The sequence below is a fragment of the Jeotgalibaca dankookensis genome, assembly GCF_002005405.1.
Classification (GTDB): domain Bacteria; phylum Bacillota; class Bacilli; order Lactobacillales; family Aerococcaceae; genus Jeotgalibaca; species Jeotgalibaca dankookensis.
Window position 1 is genome coordinate 538,145 of the sequence record NZ_CP019728.1, and the last position, 17,707, is coordinate 555,851.

Sequence of the window (17,707 nt, forward strand, 5' to 3'; positions counted from 1 at the left end):
TTGCGGATAAGGTATAATGGTTGAAAAGAGAGTTTCCTTTACGAAACTTAGAGAAGGTTCTTTAGAGACTATTATTTATTTCGTATTAAAAGAGAAAAGTTTTTTCATACGGATGTTGACGGATGAGGTTCTGTTGCCTGCTTATAGAACCCTTTTGGAAGCATACGTCATGATGGGAGCTGTTCTCTAATAATAAAAGGATTAATATCCTTCGCTCTTAAAAAATATATAAAAAACAATAAGTATAATAGAAGAGGTGTCTTATGAGTAAAATAAATATTATTCCGTTAGGCGGCGTTCGCGAAAACGGAAAAAATATGTATGTAGTAGAAGTAGATGAATTAATTTTTGTGCTGGATTGTGGACTGTTGTACCCTGAAAGTGATTTATTAGGGATCGACATCGTTATTCCAGACTTTACCTACTTAGAAGAAAATAAAAATCGTATAGCTGGTGTATTTTTAACACACGGCCATGAAGATGCAGTAGGAGCGCTTCCGTACTTTTTAGAAAATATCGATGCTCCTGTATTTGGTACCGAGTTAACGATTGAACTGGCTAAATTGGCAGTTAAAGAAACAGGATTAACTCCAAAATTTGATAGCTATCATGTTGTTAACGAAAAAACAGCAATTGAATTTGAAAATGTTGTCGTGAAGTTTTTCCGAACCACCCATTCTATTCCTGATTCAGTAGGGATTTGTTTACAAACAAAAGAAGGTAGCATCGTTTATACTGGTGATTTTAAATTTGATCAAAGTTCTCCGGATATGTATAAAACAGATTTTGCACAAATTACTTCTATCGGTACAGATGGTGTTTTAGCTTTATTAAGTGATTCAAGTGACGCAGAATCTGCCCTTGAAAATGCCAGTGATTTACGCGTCACAGAAGAGATTGTTGATACTTTCAACAATGCAGAAGGACGTGTTATCGTTGCCAGTATTGCTAGTAATATTATGCGGGTCCAGCAAATTTTTGATGCTGCTTACCAAACAAAACGTAAGATATTTATGACGGGTTCAAAACTCGTTGAAGTAGTTGATACAGCTATAAAACTTGGAAAACTTGTCTTACCTTCTCGTGATGTCATTGTGACAGAAGAAAATTTAGATAAGTATGCAGATAATGAATTAATTATTCTAGAAACAGGACAAACTGTTGATCCGATGCAAGCTCTTCAAAGAATGGCAAAAAATAAACATAGCCAAATTCAGATAGCCGAAGGAGATTTGGTGTACATCACAACAACTCCTTCCACCTCGATGGAAACAGTAGTAGCTAAAACAAAAAATATACTATATCGTGCTGGAGCAACGGTAAAAGAAATATCGGATACATTGAAAGTTTCCGGTCATGCAACACCAAATGATTTGAAGTTAATGATGAACCTCTTGCAGCCTAAATACTTTATTCCTGTACAAGGTGAGTATCGCTTTCAAGCGGCCCATGCTGAACTAGCAAACGAAGTGGGTATTCCATATAAAAATATTTTTATACCTGGTAAAGGTGATATTATGGAATATAAAGATGGCCGTATGCGTATGGCAGGCCAAGTACCGGCAGGGAATGTCTTGATTGATGGTATTGGAGTTGGAGACATCGGGAATATTGTCTTACGTGACCGTAAATTGTTAGCAGATAATGGTATTTTTATTGCGGTGATAACAATTTCACGTCGGCAAGGTAAAATACTTTCCGGTCCAGAAATTATTTCACGCGGATTCGTTTACATGAAAGTCAGTGAAGATTTAATTAAAAACAGTGCCGAAATAGCTAGAAAAGTAGTGGAAGATAATTTAAAAAATAAAGATTTTGAGTGGGCAACTTTGAAGCAAGAAATAAGAGATTCATTAAGCAGATATTTATTTGAAGAAACAAAACGTCGCCCAGTTATTTTACCAATTATCATGGAAGCTTCTAGTTATACTAAGAAACGATAAGGAGAGTAGCTAAATGGGTTCGACAAGTTTAAAAAATTGGATGGAAATTTTATTAGCAGCGGCAATAGCGTTTGTATTAACGCTGATACCGATTGTGATAGGAGAGTTTCAAATCACCTTGGCAATATTGCCACTTATTTATTTTGGGCTGCGTAGGGGATTAGCTAAAGGGTTAGCTGCTAGCTTGTTAGCTGGAGTAGCTTTGTTAGCACTTCATCAAGGACAATCAAACTTTACAACAGTTTTTGTTACTCATGTAGGTCCCTACGCCTTTATTGGAATTACTGGATTATTTGCCAGAAATACACAACGTACTTTAAATAATAAACGTTTTCCAAACGCTGCATTAAATATTATTACGGCCACTACTATTGCAACAATTCTATTAGTTATCTGGCAGTTATTAGCACAAGGAGATACAGAAAATATTCTTATTTCCGGTGTCTTAACCCTTGTTGCTAACGCCATAATTTTAATGCTTGTAGCAAGATTTAGTCCAAAGGCTTATATCCCGAAAGATACACCATTTTTAAGTCGTAAAGAAAAATCTAAACTATTAAATGATTAAAAGTTGCTACTATAAGTTTATAAAGAAGGAGGAAGGTAAATCCTTTCTCTTTTTTATTTTCAAATTAAGCAGAATAAATTGGGGTGTGGGTCATGAGTATGAGTATCTGGTTAATAATTGTTTCAGCGATTATATTTCTTAACACTGTCGTCGCTATTTTTACAGTTTTTTATGAAAATAGGGATGTAACAGCAATCTGGGCCTGGCTATTAACACTCATCATGTTGCCTGGTATTGGATTTGTTATTTACTTTTTTATTGGTAAAAAAATGTCATCTAGCCAAATATATGATTTGAATACACAGCAAGTTTTAGGTATGTCAGAATTAGCAGAGTTTCAAAAAGAGATGTTAGAAGATAGTGAATACAGTGAAATTAGTACGGAAGAAGTTTACAGTGTCCATACCGCGATACTGTTGCTAGAAAGTAATGAATCCATTTTAACTCGAGGTAATAAAGTCGAAGTGTTGGTTGATGGAGAAAAGCTATTTGATCAATTTATTGCGGATATTGCCCAAGCGACCCAACACGTTCATATACTGTACTATACTTTTCGTTCTGATGGTTTAGGCAGACGGGTGATGGCAGCTTTAGAAGAAAGAGCCGAAGCAGGTGTTGAAGTTTTAGTAATTTATGATGCATTAGGTTCTCGAACAATCGATAGGGATTTCTTTGATCGCTTAGAAGAAAAAGGCGGAAAAGCACGGGTGTTTTTCGGATCCAAAATACCAATTGTAAATTTCCGAATGAACTACCGCAATCACAGAAAAATTTTAGTTGTAGATGGGAAAATTGGTTATATGGGTGGGTTTAATATAGGAGATGAATACCTCGGTTTAGGTCCTTTAGGAAATTGGCGTGACACCCACTTGAGAATTCAAGGAAATGCAGTACTTAGCCTACAAAACAGGTTTTTTATAGATTGGAATGCTGTTGTATCCAATGAGGAAAAGGTCAAATACGAAGAACATTATTTTCCTATTGCAAAAAAAGTCGGTGAAACAGCCATGCAGATTGTAGCGAGCGGACCTGAGAATGATGTCCAAGCTATTAAAATGGGATTCATTAAAATGATTAGCCAAGCTAAGCATTCTGTTTATATCCAAACACCTTATTTTATACCAGATATGAGTGTTTACGAAGTTATTAAAATTGCTGCTTTATCAGGTGTCGAAGTAAATATTATGATACCCAATAAACCGGATCATCCATTCGTATACCGTGCGACGGAGTATTTTGCAAAGGATATATTAGATTCCGGGGCAAATGTTTATACGTATGATAAAGGTTTTTTTCATTCTAAAGTGATGGTGATTGATAATGAAGTGGCTTCAGTTGGTTCTGCTAACATGGATGTCAGAAGTTTTCGTCTCAATTTTGAAATTAATTCATTTATTTATGATACAGAAGTTGCGAGTGAACTAGCGAGTCATTTTAATAACGATATAAAAAATAGTACGAAGCTCGATTTAGAGTATTTTATGAATCAGTCTAAATGGCGTAAGTTTAAGCAGCATTTTTCGCGCTTACTATCTCCTATACTATAATGAGGTAACAAAAAAAGGTTGGAAAAAAAACCCAACCTTTTTTGTTATCTAAACTTCAGCCAATTGAATAGCTAAAAGTTGCTCAATGCTAAGAATATAAGTAATATTAGGATTATTAGTTTCAAAGACAATTTGTCTATTTTCATTTACAAGAGAACGAAAAATGCCTTTAAAAGTTTTTCGAGTGTAGGATCCATTGGCTCGTTTAAATTCAATAGTTGTATAGACTTTAAGTTGATGTTTTGATGCTTGGTTGGCAAAGCGAATAATCTGATACAAAGGCATGATTGAGTCGATTAATTCTGGTTGAATAGAGTGGACCTTCTTTTGTTGTTCTCTTGTTGAGCGAGTGAACTGCTTGGTTACGGGGCGGAAGTGACGACTATGATTATTTTCCATACTATTTCCTCCGAACGTTTGTTTGTATATAACCATTATAGAACATATGTTCTATAATGCAAGTAAAATCAAAAAATAATAAAAAAAATCCAAGTTCTTCCTATTATATAGAGGGGTTTTAATAGAGATGCTCTTTTTAAATTAATTTGATACATCGTTGATAAGAGGCTATAATAGGAATGTAGCATAAAAACCAGATAAAAAAATGGAGGTGGTATATTTGAATATGATATCTGAAGTCAAGAAAATAGAAGAAGAAGCAAAACAGCTAGAAAAATCTTATGATGAGAAACTTCTTGAGATGGATAGAAATGCCGACTCCAGAATTTCGGAGATGAGAGAAAATATTGAAAGCGATCTAGAAGTTTTTCAAATGACTGAAAAACAAAGTCGTGAGAAAAAGCTTGACGAGATGAGAGCTTCACTACTTGCGGAAACAAACCAGGAAAAAGAAAACCTTCATAACCTGTTCCGCAACAAAAAAAACGAGCTTGTCGATATTGTAATTGAAGAGGTGATGAAACAGTATGGCAATAGCTAAAATGAAAAAAATTAAACTTATTTCATTCCAAAATCAAAAAGATGCTATTTTAGAAGGAATCCAAAGCCTTCAAAGCATTGAGTTAATTGATATGTCAGCGGAATATGCTGAAGTGAATGCAATGAGTGTAAGTAGCAGAGATTATTTTGAATCGCAAAGTAAAGAGTGGGAAGAAAAATATAACAGCTACCAAGATTTGTTATCTTTTTTACGTCCCTATCTGCCACAGCCAAAGATGTTAACAAAATTACGGACACCTAAAGAAATGTTAACCATTCAAGAAATGCAAACTGAGTTATCAAAAGTTGATAAAGAGTTGATTTTAAAAACACTTAATGATGCACGTCAAAGATTAAAACAAAATGATCAAGAAGTGGAACGGTTAAATGAAGAGGAATCCTTTTTACTCAAGTGGCAAAAATTAGAACACATTCCAAGTGATATTGTAACGAATGAGTATGTCGGTACTTTAACCGGCTTAGTCCCACAAACGGTATCAGATTCTTTTATTCGCGAAATCAAAAATCATAAAGATATTTTTGTTGAAGAAGTATTTCAAACAAAAGATGAATATGGAATTACCGTTGCCTTTGATAGAAAATTTGAACAAGAAGTAAACAAAGTATTAGATGAAAATCACTTTGCGGTGTTACACTATCCTTTTGAAGAAATTCCTGGAATCGAACTGAATAGAATTTCCGAAGAAAAAACGCAAATGATTGAGGATTCGAAAGCATTAAAAGAACAGCTTGGAAAGATGCAAAAAGAAGAATGGGTATTAAAACTCATGGTTGAAATTTCTTATGCAGAACTTCAACGTGCACGCAGTAAGCAATTGCTAGTAGACGAACGTCATCTGTTTGTTCTAGAAGGTTGGATGGAAGATAGCAAGGTAGGCGACATTCGTGAAGCGTTAGAAGAGCGGTTAGAAAAAGAAAACTTTGCTTTGGTTACAGAAGAAGTTCAAGAAGAAGAAATGGATAAAGTTCCGATTGTCTTAGAAAATAATAAAGTCGTTACTCCTTTTGAAAACATTACCGATATGTATAGTTTGCCTAAGTATAATGAAATGGATCCAACACCCTTCTTAACACCATTTTATTTATTGTTTTTCGGAATGATGTTAGCTGACTTAGGTTATGGAATGCTTTTATTCGCTGCTACAGCAGTTGCACTAAAGTTTTTCCACTTTGATAAAGGAATGAGAAAGAACCTCAGCTTTTTCCACTTATTATCTTATCCTACGATGATGTGGGGATTAATATATGGATCGTTCTTTGGATTTGAACTACCATTTGTTTTACTATCTACTATGGATGACGTTAATACCATTCTTGTACTTTCAATTGTATTTGGGGTTTTACAAATACTTTTAGGACTCGGACTGAGAACTTACCTGCTTTTACGCGATAAAGACCCGTTTGGCGCAGTAGCAGAGGGAATTGGTTGGATTGTTATCTTTGTAGGAATCATCATTGTACTAATAGCAAATATGGTGTTCCCAAATGCCTTCGTAGCCACACTAGGACAAGGAATTGCAATAGCAGGTGTTGTCGCAATCTTGGTGGCATCCACATTAGGTTCTGAAAGTAAAGGGCTTGGTTTTGGTTCAGGTCTTTACAACCTATATGGGATTACCGGATACGTTGGGGATATTGTTAGTTACACACGTTTGATGGCGCTTGGTGTTTCAGGAAGCAGTATCGCATTAGCATTTAATATGATTATCGGTTTCTTACCACCCGTCGCAAGATTTACAGTAGGGATTTTATTATTTATTGCTTTACATTCCATAAACTTCGGACTTTCATTATTAAGTGCGTATGTGCATGGCGCTCGTTTAATTTTCGTTGAATTTTTTGGTAAATTCTACGAAGGTGGGGGGAAAGCACTAAATCCCTTGAAAACTTCAGAAGAATACATAGAATTAAAAAATAATTATAATCGATAAGATGGAGGAATATATTAATGGAAAACATGACATGGTTACAATTTTTTATTGAAAACAGCGGTGGTTACGTCTTTGCAGCACTAGGGATCGGTATGGCAGTAATATTCGCAGGTATGGGTTCAGCTAAGGGTGTTGGTATGACAGGTGAAGCTGCAACCGCGCTTATTAAAGAACAACCTGAAAAATTCGCTAAAGCATTGATTCTACAACTATTGCCAGGTACACAAGGTTTGTATGGTTTCGTTATTGGTTTCCTAATTTATATAAATATGTCTCCAGAAATGGCATTTCAAGATGGATTGTACATGTTCATGGCAGCTCTACCAATTGCATTTACTGGATTAACATCAGGTGTTGCACAAGGTCGTGTGGCTACTGCTGGTCTACAAATTCTAGCAAAACGTGAAGAACATAACACTAAAGGAATCATCTTTTCAGCGATGGTTGAAACGTATGCAATTCTAGGGTTTGTTATCTCCTTCCTACTAGTTCTAAACGGATAATAACGAACGAAGGGATGGTTGAAAATCGATGAAAGAATTAGAAGGACTGTCAAGTCAAATATTGAATCGAACAAAAGAAAAAGGCCAGGAAAAACTGGTTGCAAAAGAAACAGAATTAAATGCTAAGATTGAGGCAAATCGTATTCGTTTAGTAGAGTTTCAAAAAAACCAAAAAGAGTTGATCCATTCCAGAAATGAAATGGAGTATGAGCGTCAAAAACAATCATTACGCAACGAAAAACGAAATACACTATTAGGTGAAAAACAAGCTATATTAGCAGACATTTACGAGGGTGCTATTGAAAAAATGTCTAATTGGGATACCGAAACCTTCCAGCAATTTGCTGGGAATATTCTAAAACGATTCTCAAATAAGGCCGTCACTTTCGTAACTGGGGAGAAATCAGCAGAGCACATTACCAGTGCATTCAAATCTGCAAATCCGTCCGTCACGTTTTCTGATGATTTTATGCCAGGAAAAGCTGGCTTCATCGTGAGTGTCGATGGAGTAGATTATAATTATTTCTTTGATCAAGTTGTGGAGGAAATCCAAAAAGATTTCACTCCTAAGTTGGCCTCCCTTGCATTTAAAAAAAATGAGTAAGGGGTGAAGGATGCATGAAAGATACTGATTACAAAGGTATCAATACATTAATTCGCACATATGAATTACGTTTACTAAAGTCTGAAGACATGGAGCGTTTATTAAAAGCTGAGTCTTTAAGAGCTGCTTTAGAAATGTTGAGAACAACTGATTACGATTTTGATATCGAAGCTGTTATAAATAGTAAAGATTTTAATAGGTTTTTGATAGCGCATTTGCACGATGTCTATCAAGAATTATATGAACTAGCACCAGAACCTGAGCTATTAGGTTTGTTTACATTACGCTATAGTTACCATAATTTAAAAGTAATGTTTAAAGAGCGCTTTTTAGATGAGCAGCATGATGATTTATTAATTCCGATTGGTGAGATGTCATTAGAATCGCTGCGAAATTTGGTGGAAACTGGTGAAAGTTCACAAGCCCACCCAATTATGGTGGAGGCAGTTCAAGCTTTGAAGACAGAGTTTGAAGAGAGTGGACGTATAGAAGCAGTTACAGTCTACATGGATACTTATTATTTACGTCATTTACGGGCTGTTACGGATGAAGTTAATTATCCAAGTGTGACTGAAATTGCTGACACTATTATTGATATGTATAACTTAACATCTGTAGTGAGAAGCCAGAATCAAGATAAACCACGAAGTCATTTATATACGCTGCTATCATCAGCGGGTTCGATCGCTAAACAAGATATTATAGATGAATCTATAAACGGTTCTGTTGCGATTATTCGTAAACTGTATGCTGGAAAAGCTTACAGTGGAAGATTAGAGAGTGTGATAAATGACAATAAGGTGAACACATTAAAACTCGATCAGTTAATGAACGAGTTGATTCACGAAGTTGTTTCGGATGGTTTTTATCAAGCCTTTGGTCCTTTGCCATTACTCGGTTATATTTATGCTAAAGAAACAGAAGTGACAAATTTAAGATTAATTTTAGTTGGTAAAGATAACGGAATTAGTGAAGATATTTTACGTGAAAGGGTGCGATTAGTTTATGGCTCATAATATTGGTGTTGTTGGCGATAAAGATTCCATCCTCCCATTCAAAATTTTAGGTTTCTCAGTTTTTGCAAGCACAAATCCTAGAGAAGCAAGAGAAATTGTCGATCGACTTGCACGTGAAAATTATGGAATTATTTATCTAACAGAAGAATTAGCTGCTCAAATGTCGGATACCATTGAACGTTACGATGCGACATTAGTTCCTGCTATTATTCTTATTCCAAATCACAGTGGGTCTTTAGGAATAGGTAAAAGAAGAATTCAAGAAAATGTAGAAAAAGCAGTTGGACAAAATATTTTATAAGTAGGAGGGAACTTGTTTGAAAAATGGAGAAATTATAAAAGTTTCCGGTCCTTTAGTTATGGCAAAAGGTATGGAAGCAGCAAACATTTTTGATATCTGTCGTGTTGGCGATTTAGGGCTAATTGGAGAAGTTATCGAAATGCGTGAAGACGTTGCTTCTATTCAAGTTTACGAAGAAACCTCAGGAGTTGGACCAGGTGAGCCTGTTATAACAACTGGTGAAGCTTTGTCAGTTGAACTAGGACCAGGAGTTGTATCTCAGATGTTTGATGGGATTCAAAGACCTTTAAATGTATTTATGGAAGAAACAAACAGTGATTACCTAGTCAGAGGGGTTCATATCGAACCACTTAACCAAGAAAAAAAATGGGACTTTGAACCAAAGAAAAAAGTTGGTGACAAAGTCATCGCAGGTGACATTGTTGGGACAGTTCAAGAAACAAAGGTAATCGAACACCGTATAATGGTACCTTATGGTATTGAAGGAACCATCGCTTCAATAGAAAGCGGTAGTTTTAATTTAAAAGATACTGTTTATACGCTTGAAACGGAAACTGGAGTTAAAAAGTTTACGATGATGCAAAAATGGCCTGTTCGTACTGGTCGTCCGATTGCACAAAAATTAGATCCCAATATTCCCCTAACAACAGGGCAACGTGTTATTGATACTTTTTTCCCGATTACTAAAGGTGGTAGTGCCGCTGTTCCAGGACCATTTGGAGCTGGAAAAACAGTTGTACAGCATCAAATCGCAAAATTTGCTGACGTTGATTTAGTTGTCTATGTTGGTTGTGGTGAACGTGGAAATGAAATGACGGATGTACTTAACGAGTTTCCGGAGCTAATTGACCCAAATACTGGTGAATCATTAATGGAAAGAACTATACTGATTGCTAATACTTCTAATATGCCAGTTGCTGCTCGTGAAGCATCTATCTATACAGGTATTACAATTGCTGAATATTTCCGTGATATGGGTTATAGTGTCGCGGTTATGGCCGACTCAACTTCACGTTGGGCAGAAGCACTCCGCGAAATGTCAGGACGTCTAGAAGAAATGCCTGGGGATGAAGGATATCCTGCTTACCTAGGAAGCCGTATTGCAGAATATTATGAACGTGCTGGACGCGTAACTGCTTTAGGTAGCGATGGTCGGGAAGGAAGTATTTCGGCAATTGGTGCGGTATCGCCACCAGGTGGAGATACATCTGAACCGGTTACTCAAAATACACTCCGAGTGGTTAAAATATTCTGGGCCTTAGATTCCACACTTGCTCAAAAACGTCACTTCCCAGCTATTGACTGGTTAACTTCTTACTCACTTTATAGTTCTGAAGTAGGGAAGTATATGGATAACCACTTAGAAAGTGATTGGTCACAAAAAGTTCAATATGCTATGAATTTGTTGATTAAAGAGTCAGAATTGGAAGAAATTGTTCGTTTAGTTGGTTTAGACTCACTTTCTGAAAAAGACCGCTTAACAATGGCTGTTGCAGAGTCACTTCGAGAAGATTTCCTCCAACAAAATGCTTTTGATGATGTCGATACTTATACATCTCAAGAAAAACAATATGCTATGCTAGATAATATTTTAAGTCTAGAAGACGAAGCTAGAAAAGCAATGGAGCTAGGTGCTTACTTTGAAGAAATTTTTGAAGGGACCGCAAATATTAGAGAGCGTATCGCACGTTCTAAATATATTAGTGAAGAGAACCTAGAAGATATCAAACAAATTAAGGTTGATTTAAAAGAAACAGTTCGCAAGGTTGTAGCTGAAGGAGGAATGACGAGAAATGCTTAAAGAGTATAAAACAGTTACTGAAGTCGTCGGTCCTCTTATGGCAGTTGAAGGCATCGAAGGTGTTAAATTCGATGAAGTTGTTGAAATTCAAATGCAAACTGGTGAAATTCGTACTGGTCAAGTTTTAGAAGTATCTGAAGACAAGGCTATGGTACAAATTTTCGAAGGCCCAAGCGGAATTAACATCAAAGAAACTAAAGTCCGTTTTCGTGGAAAACCGTTGTCAGTAGATGTCTCTGAAGATATGGTGGGACGTATTTTTGATGGTATGGGACGTGTAATAGATGGGGGACCTGAGATCATTCCTGAAAAGTCGCTAGACGTGAATGGTCAAGCGATTAACCCTGTTGCACGCGATTATCCAGATGAGTTTATCCAAACTGGTATCTCAGCAATCGACCATTTAAATACTTTAGTACGTGGTCAAAAACTTCCTGTTTTCTCAGGTTCAGGTTTGCCTCATAAAGAATTAGCAGCACAAATTGCACGTCAAGCTACTGTTGTAAATAGTGATGAAAACTTTGCGGTTGTTTTTGCCGCAATGGGGATTACTTATGAAGAAGCAGAATACTTTATGGATGACTTTCGAAAAACAGGCGCAATCGATCGTTCGGTAATGTTTATCAACTTGGCCGATGATCCTGCAATTGAACGAATCGCAACTCCGAAAATTGCTTTGACAACAGCTGAATATCTTGCCTTTGAAAAAGATATGCATGTACTCGTTATCATGACAGATATGACAAATTATGCAGAAGCGCTACGTGAAATTTCTGCAGCACGTCGTGAAGTACCAGGTCGTCGTGGTTATCCGGGTTACCTCTATACAAACCTTGCTACGCTCTATGAACGTGCAGGCCGTTTAGTTGGTAAAAAAGGTTCTGTTACACAAATCCCAATTTTAACGATGCCAGAAGATGATATTACGCATCCAATTCCTGACCTTACTGGTTATATTACAGAAGGACAAATTATTCTTTCACGTGAGTTAAACGGATCCGGTATTAAACCTCCGATTGACGTATTGCCATCTTTATCTCGTCTAAAAGATAAAGGGACTGGTGAAGGGAAAACCCGTAAAGACCACGCTCCAACAATGAACCAGCTGTTTGCTGCTTATGCAGAAGGTAAGCAAGCGAAAGAATTGGCTACTATTTTAGGTGAGTCAGCACTTTCTAAAACAGATAAGTTGTACGTGGAATTTACAACGCGCTTTGAACAAGAGTATATCAATCAAGGATTCTATAACAATCGTACAATTGAAGAGTCTTTGGATCTAGGGTGGGAACTTCTATCCATTCTACCTAAGTCTGAATTAAAACGGATTAAGGATGACATGATCGAAGAGTTTATGCTGAAAGGAGAATGATCCTATGGCACGCTTGAATGTCAAGCCAACACGTATGGAGCTATCGAATCTAAAGGATCGCCTCGCACTTTCAACACGTGGTCACAAGTTACTTAAAGATAAACAAGACGAGCTGATGCGTCAATTTATCGTTATGATAAGAAAAAACAATCTCTTACGTGACGAAGTAGAAGCAGAGCTCATCGCGGCAATGCAAGAATTTGTTGTTGCAAAATCGTTAATAAATGAATCATTTATTGAAGAGTTATTTGTGGGAACAGAAACAAATGTCGAGTTAAACATTGTTGAAAAAAACATTATGAGTGTTCTTGTACCAGAAATGAATTTTACGACAAGTGAAGCAGAGGTTTCATCGGATGTACAATATGGTTATTTAAATTCAAGTAGTGAACTTGATGAGGCGATTGATCGTATTGAAACAGTATTACCGAAGTTACTCGAACTGAGTGAAATCGAGAAAACGTGCCAGTTGATGGCAGATGAAATCGAAAAGACCAGACGTCGTGTAAATGCGTTAGAGTACCGCATGATTCCTCAGCTTCAAGAAACCATTCGTTACATTCAAATGAAGCTTGAAGAAAATGAGCGTTCGGCGATTGTCAGAATGATGAAAGTTAAAGACATGGGTGATTAGAAAAGGGAGTGTGACAATGTCGCACTCTTTTTTAAATACCCATTTCGTAATTTTTATACAACATATGATAAATCAATGAAAAGTTTCCTCAAATGTTTTCATAGTCAAGGATTTATGTTACACTAGGTAGAAATAATAATGCACACGCAAAAGCAACACAGAAAGTAATAAATGGATGGTGGTTTGAAAGTGACCGAAAAAGGGTTGTTAATTGTATTATCTGGGCCTTCTGGAGTTGGTAAAGGAACAGTTAGGCAAGCGATTTTTTCAAAAGGAAAACGGGAATTCATATATTCCATATCAGCAACAACACGTCAAAGTCGCCCAGGCGAAGTAGATGGTGTTGATTATTTTTTTAAAACTAGAGAAAGTTTTGAAAAAATGATTGAAGCAGAGGAATTGTTAGAGTATACGCAATATGTTGGCAACTACTACGGAACACCGATCGATTATGTCAAAAAGACCTTGGAGTCGGGTAAAGATGTTTTCTTAGAAATTGAAGTTAGAGGCGCGATGCAAGTAAAAGAGCGAATGCCTGAAGGCGTCTTTATCTTTTTAACACCACCAAATATGGATGAATTAGAAGCACGTATAATCAATCGCGGAACAGATGCATCACCGATTATTCGTCAGCGTATGGAAAAAGCGATTGAGGAAATTGATCTCATGCGCTATTATGATTATGCTGTTGAGAATGATACAGTCGAGAACGCCGTTAATAAGATTTTGGCAATTATTCAAAGTGAACATCTAAAAGTATCCCGTTTATTAGAATCGAAAATATCAAACGAAGAGGAATGATGTAATAATGATGCTTTATCCATCAATTGATAAATTGTTAGAACAGGTAAATTCTAAGTACACAATGGTTATTTTATCATCAAAACGAGCGCATGAACTTCATAATAATGGTCAACCTTTATTAGAAGAATATAAATCTTATAAAAATGTGGGTCGTGCTTTAGAAGAAATTGTTGCAGGCGAATTATCCGTTATGGAAGAAAAATAGGATTATAACAAAATCAAAAACTGCTGTATTTGCTAGTCAAATTCAGCAGTTTTTGATTTTATTTCGAATTAGCAAGACATTGGATGCCGAATCTAGTAAAATTAATAGTAGGAACAAATTATTGAAGGAGGCAAAAAAGATGAACCAAATTGCTAAAGTCGTTGTCGATGTGCCTGTTATGCAGACAAATCAACCATACGACTATGTGATTCCTCCGGAGTTGATTAATCGATTAGAAAAAGGGATGCGCGTTGAGGTTCCATTTGGTCCTCGTCATATACAAGGATTTATTGTGGATATTGTCAATCAATCTGACTTTGTTGGAAAGTTAAAAGAAATTATTCGGCCCCTTGATTTAGAACCCGTGTTAACACCTGAACTTCTAAAATTAGGCGAAGAAATGGCTGAAAAAATATTCGCTTTTCGTATCCACTGTTATCAAACCATGTTGCCACCAATGCTAAAGGCAAAATACGAAAAAGAATTTTATTTAACAAACGAAACCTATACTGAAAAACAAAAAGATGTTTTTGAAGGGCTACAAGCGATTAGCTGGGACGATGCGATAGAAAAAGAATTGCTTCCTCTTTTACTTGAATGGAAAAAACAAAATGTTGTAGATATCCGCTATCTCGTAAAGAACCAAGCGAAGGCTAAAAAGGTAACAGTTTATCAGCCTAATTTGCTACCCGTTGATATTGAAAAAGAACTTAATTCCTTATCTCAACGAGCTAAGAGCCAACGCTCTTTATTGAAAGTGATAGGTGATTTAGAACCAGAAGCTACACTGACGAAGCAAGAATTTTTTGAACTTTTTGAAGTAACCAATCGAACCCTTCAAATTGGGATTAAGAACGGCTGGCTTAAATCAATTGAAAAAGAAGTTTACCGTAATCCTTTGAAAAATCAAATGTTTCCAAAAACGCAGGCTAAAGTCTTAAATGCAGGGCAATTGAAAGCTTTTGACGCAGTTATGAAATCTATTCAAGAGGAAAAACATGATGTCTTTTTATTAAAGGGAATTACCGGAAGTGGAAAGACGGAAGTTTACCTCCAGCTGATTGGAAAAGTCTTAGATGAGGGTAAAACGGCCTTAATGCTTGTTCCGGAAATCGCTTTGACACCTCAGATGGTCCATCACTTTAAAGGTCGCTTTGGTGAACAAGTAGCGGTTATGCATAGTCGTTTATCTACTGGAGAAAAATATGATGAGTGGCGTAAAATAAAAAGTGGAGAAGCACGAGTGGTTGTAGGTGCACGCTCTTCAATTTTTTCTCCTGTAGAAAATGTAGGAATTATTATCATTGATGAAGAGCATGAGACAAGCTACAAACAAGAAGAGAACCCAAAGTATCATGCTCGAAATGTGGCAATTCATCGCGGTCAGTATCATCATTGTCCCGTTGTTTTAGGAAGTGCGACACCGTCATTAGAGTCGCGTGCTCGTGCTCAAAAGAATGTTTTTCACTTGTTAGAATTAAACGAGCGCGCAAACCAACTCGCTTTACCAGATGTTGAAATCGTCGATATGCGTCAGGAATTCCAAAATAACAATCGGGGTAATTTCTCACTATTATTACAGGAAAAAATAAGGGACCGTTTGGAAAAACGTGAGCAAGTTGTTCTGCTCTTAAATCGCCGTGGCTATAGTTCGTTTATTATGTGCCGGGATTGTGGTTACGTGCATGAGTGTCCGAATTGCGATATCAGTATGACATTCCATATGGATACCAAAGGTATGAAGTGTCATTATTGTGGTCATGAAGAAAATGTCCCTCACCGTTGCCCGAAATGTCATGGGAATCAGTTTCGCTATTTTGGTACGGGGACACAAAAAATAGAAAATGAACTGCAGGAACTTTTTTCTCAAGCCAATATTATCCGTATGGATGTAGATACGACGCGAAAAAAAGGCGCACATGAACGTTTGCTCGCTTCATTTGGTAAAGGGCAAGCTGATATTTTATTAGGCACTCAGATGATTGCCAAAGGGTTAGATTTTCCAAACGTAACTTTAGTAGGCGTCATCAATGCAGATACCTCTTTAAACTTACCTGATTTTCGTTCTTCGGAAAAAACGTTTCAACTTTTAACGCAAGTGAGCGGCCGTGCAGGAAGATCAACGTTGGCTGGTGAAGTTATTGTACAATCGTTTAACCCCGAGCATTACGCTATTAAGTATGCACAAAATCATAACTATGATGGCTTTTACCGACAAGAAATGGCTTTAAGACACCGCGGCGGTTATCCACCTTACTATTTTACAACCCAAATTACTGTCAGTGATATTGATGAAAATAAAGCGCAAGTAAAAATATATGAAATTAATGCCTTTTTGCGAAAAAAACTAGGCAATAAAACGGTTATACTAGGGCCTTCTAAAAGTTCGATTGCTAGAATGAATAATCGTTATTATTTTCAGTTATTAATCAAGTATAAAAACGAACCCGATTTACAAAATGTATTGACCGAAATATTAAACAATTCTCAAAAAGATAATGCAAAAGGCCTTTATATTTCAATTGATACTGAACCAATCAATTTCTTTTAAAATTATAAAAAAGGAGCGATATGAATGAAAAAAATTATATTTATGGGAACACCAGAATTTTCAGTACCTATTTTAAAAGCCTTGATAGCCAGTCAATACCAGGTCATTGCTGTAGTTACTCAGCCTGATCGTTTAGTAGGAAGGAAACGTACATTAACACCACCTCCTGTAAAAATAGCCGCCTTAAGACATGACATTCCTATATTTCAACCCGAAAAAATATCAGGATCGCAAGAAATGGAACAGCTAATTGAAATGGATGCTGATTTAATTGTCACTGCTGCCTATGGACAATTTTTACCTACAAAATTATTAAATGCACCTAAATACCGTGCCATTAATGTGCATGCTTCTCTATTACCAAAATACCGAGGCGGAGCGCCTGTTCACTATGCCATAATAAATGGAGAAAAAGAAACAGGTGTTTCCATTATGTATATGGAAAGAAAGATGGATGCTGGAGATATCTTGGCTCAAAGAAGTATTCCAATTAAAGCAGATGATGACGTCCAATCCATGTTTGATAAATTAAGTATTCTTGGACGGGATTTATTAATGGAAACTTTACCGAAATTATTTGATGGGCAACTACAGCCTATTCCCCAAGATGAATCATTGGTTACTTTCTCACCCAATATTAGTCGAGAAGAAGAACGTATTGATTGGAATAAATCTGCTCAACAAATTAGTAATAAAATTAGAGGAATGCGACCATGGCCAGTTGCGCATGCATTATTAAGTGGTGAGCGGTGTAAAATCTGGCAAGCTCAACCTCTCGAAGACCAAACAACAAGTGAAGCCCCTGGAAAGATTATTTCATGGGATAAAACAAGTATGTCAGTAGCTTGTGGTCATGAAAGTGTCCTGCAAATTTTAGAAATCCAACCAGCAGGGAAAAAACGGATGTCGGTTGCAAATTTTGTTAATGGAAATGATATGGAAGCTTTATCTCAGATAGGATTTGATTAGT

The 17,707-nt window shown here is 36.5% G+C and carries 18 protein-coding genes; 17 read left to right on the plus strand and 1 reads right to left on the minus strand.

The window, feature by feature from the left end; genetic code table 11:
* Positions 1-16 precede the first annotated feature (16 nt).
* The 4 genes from BW727_RS10595 to cls all read left to right on the plus strand — a co-directional run bounded on the left by BW727_RS10595 (position 17) and on the right by cls (position 4,058).
* Positions 17-190, plus strand: a complete 174-nt coding sequence (locus BW727_RS10595; RefSeq protein WP_156179541.1) for a hypothetical protein — start codon at positions 17-19, stop codon at positions 188-190.
* Positions 191-263: 73 nt separating this feature from the next.
* Positions 264-1,943 (plus strand): ribonuclease J, encoded by a 1,680-nt coding sequence (locus tag BW727_RS02645; RefSeq protein ID WP_062467692.1) that lies wholly within the window; start codon positions 264-266, stop codon positions 1,941-1,943.
* Between the two features lie 13 nt (positions 1,944-1,956).
* Positions 1,957-2,511: an energy-coupled thiamine transporter ThiT gene (locus BW727_RS02650; RefSeq protein WP_062467693.1), complete on the plus strand. Its 555-nt coding sequence runs from the start codon at positions 1,957-1,959 to the stop codon at positions 2,509-2,511.
* Between the two features lie 98 nt (positions 2,512-2,609).
* Complete coding sequence (gene cls, locus BW727_RS02655; RefSeq protein ID WP_062467744.1) at positions 2,610-4,058, plus strand: cardiolipin synthase; 1,449 nt, start codon at positions 2,610-2,612, stop codon at positions 4,056-4,058.
* 48 nt (positions 4,059-4,106) lie between these two features.
* On the opposite strand, the gene BW727_RS02660 is transcribed toward cls, so the two are convergent.
* Entirely contained in the window at positions 4,107-4,457 is a 351-nt protein-coding gene (locus tag BW727_RS02660) for a hypothetical protein (RefSeq protein ID WP_062467694.1), read from the minus strand.
* 220 nt (positions 4,458-4,677) lie between these two features.
* Between BW727_RS02660 and BW727_RS02665 the strand changes: the two genes are divergently transcribed.
* The 13 genes from BW727_RS02665 to fmt all read left to right on the plus strand — a co-directional run bounded on the left by BW727_RS02665 (position 4,678) and on the right by fmt (position 17,706).
* Entirely contained in the window at positions 4,678-4,998 is a 321-nt protein-coding gene (locus BW727_RS02665) for a hypothetical protein (RefSeq protein ID WP_062467695.1), read from the plus strand.
* A complete protein-coding gene (locus tag BW727_RS02670; RefSeq protein WP_062467696.1) occupies positions 4,985-6,949 on the plus strand; it encodes a V-type ATP synthase subunit I in 1,965 nt (654 codons plus the stop codon). The genes BW727_RS02665 and BW727_RS02670 overlap by 14 nt, the downstream gene beginning before the upstream one ends.
* A gap of 26 nt (positions 6,950-6,975) precedes the next feature.
* On the plus strand, positions 6,976-7,452 hold the full coding sequence (locus BW727_RS02675; RefSeq protein WP_418268857.1) for a V-type ATP synthase subunit K: 477 nt from the start codon (positions 6,976-6,978) through the stop codon (positions 7,450-7,452).
* Positions 7,453-7,480: 28 nt separating this feature from the next.
* The gene (locus tag BW727_RS02680) at positions 7,481-8,056 is read left to right on the plus strand and encodes a V-type ATP synthase subunit E (protein ID WP_062467698.1); all 576 of its coding nucleotides are present in this window, start codon (positions 7,481-7,483) and stop codon (positions 8,054-8,056) included.
* Positions 8,057-8,070: 14 nt separating this feature from the next.
* The gene (locus BW727_RS02685; protein WP_062467699.1) at positions 8,071-9,072 is read left to right on the plus strand and encodes a V-type ATPase subunit; all 1,002 of its coding nucleotides are present in this window, start codon (positions 8,071-8,073) and stop codon (positions 9,070-9,072) included.
* Complete coding sequence (locus BW727_RS02690; RefSeq protein ID WP_062467700.1) at positions 9,062-9,373, plus strand: V-type ATP synthase subunit F; 312 nt, start codon at positions 9,062-9,064, stop codon at positions 9,371-9,373. Before BW727_RS02685 ends, BW727_RS02690 begins: the two co-directional genes overlap by 11 nt.
* A 16-nt stretch (positions 9,374-9,389) precedes the next feature.
* Positions 9,390-11,174, plus strand: coding sequence for a V-type ATP synthase subunit A (locus tag BW727_RS02695; RefSeq protein ID WP_062467701.1), 1,785 nt, complete (start codon positions 9,390-9,392; stop codon positions 11,172-11,174).
* Positions 11,167-12,543 carry a V-type ATP synthase subunit B gene (locus BW727_RS02700; RefSeq protein ID WP_062467702.1) on the plus strand — a complete coding sequence of 459 codons (1,377 nt, stop codon included), beginning with the start codon at positions 11,167-11,169 and terminating at the stop codon, positions 12,541-12,543. The genes BW727_RS02695 and BW727_RS02700 overlap by 8 nt, the downstream gene beginning before the upstream one ends.
* 4 nt (positions 12,544-12,547) lie before the next feature.
* Complete coding sequence (locus tag BW727_RS02705; RefSeq protein ID WP_062467703.1) at positions 12,548-13,177, plus strand: V-type ATP synthase subunit D; 630 nt, start codon at positions 12,548-12,550, stop codon at positions 13,175-13,177.
* Positions 13,178-13,366: 189 nt separating this feature from the next.
* Positions 13,367-13,978, plus strand: a complete 612-nt coding sequence (gmk, locus tag BW727_RS02710) for a guanylate kinase (protein ID WP_062467745.1) — start codon at positions 13,367-13,369, stop codon at positions 13,976-13,978.
* Positions 13,979-13,985: 7 nt separating this feature from the next.
* Positions 13,986-14,186 (plus strand): DNA-directed RNA polymerase subunit omega, encoded by a 201-nt coding sequence (gene rpoZ, locus BW727_RS02715; protein WP_062467704.1) that lies wholly within the window; start codon positions 13,986-13,988, stop codon positions 14,184-14,186.
* A gap of 139 nt (positions 14,187-14,325) precedes the next feature.
* On the plus strand, positions 14,326-16,737 hold the full coding sequence (gene priA / locus BW727_RS02720; RefSeq protein WP_062467705.1) for a primosomal protein N': 2,412 nt from the start codon (positions 14,326-14,328) through the stop codon (positions 16,735-16,737).
* 24 nt (positions 16,738-16,761) lie between these two features.
* Positions 16,762-17,706, plus strand: a complete 945-nt coding sequence (gene fmt, locus BW727_RS02725) for a methionyl-tRNA formyltransferase (RefSeq protein ID WP_062467706.1) — start codon at positions 16,762-16,764, stop codon at positions 17,704-17,706.
* Position 17,707 lies beyond the last annotated feature (1 nt).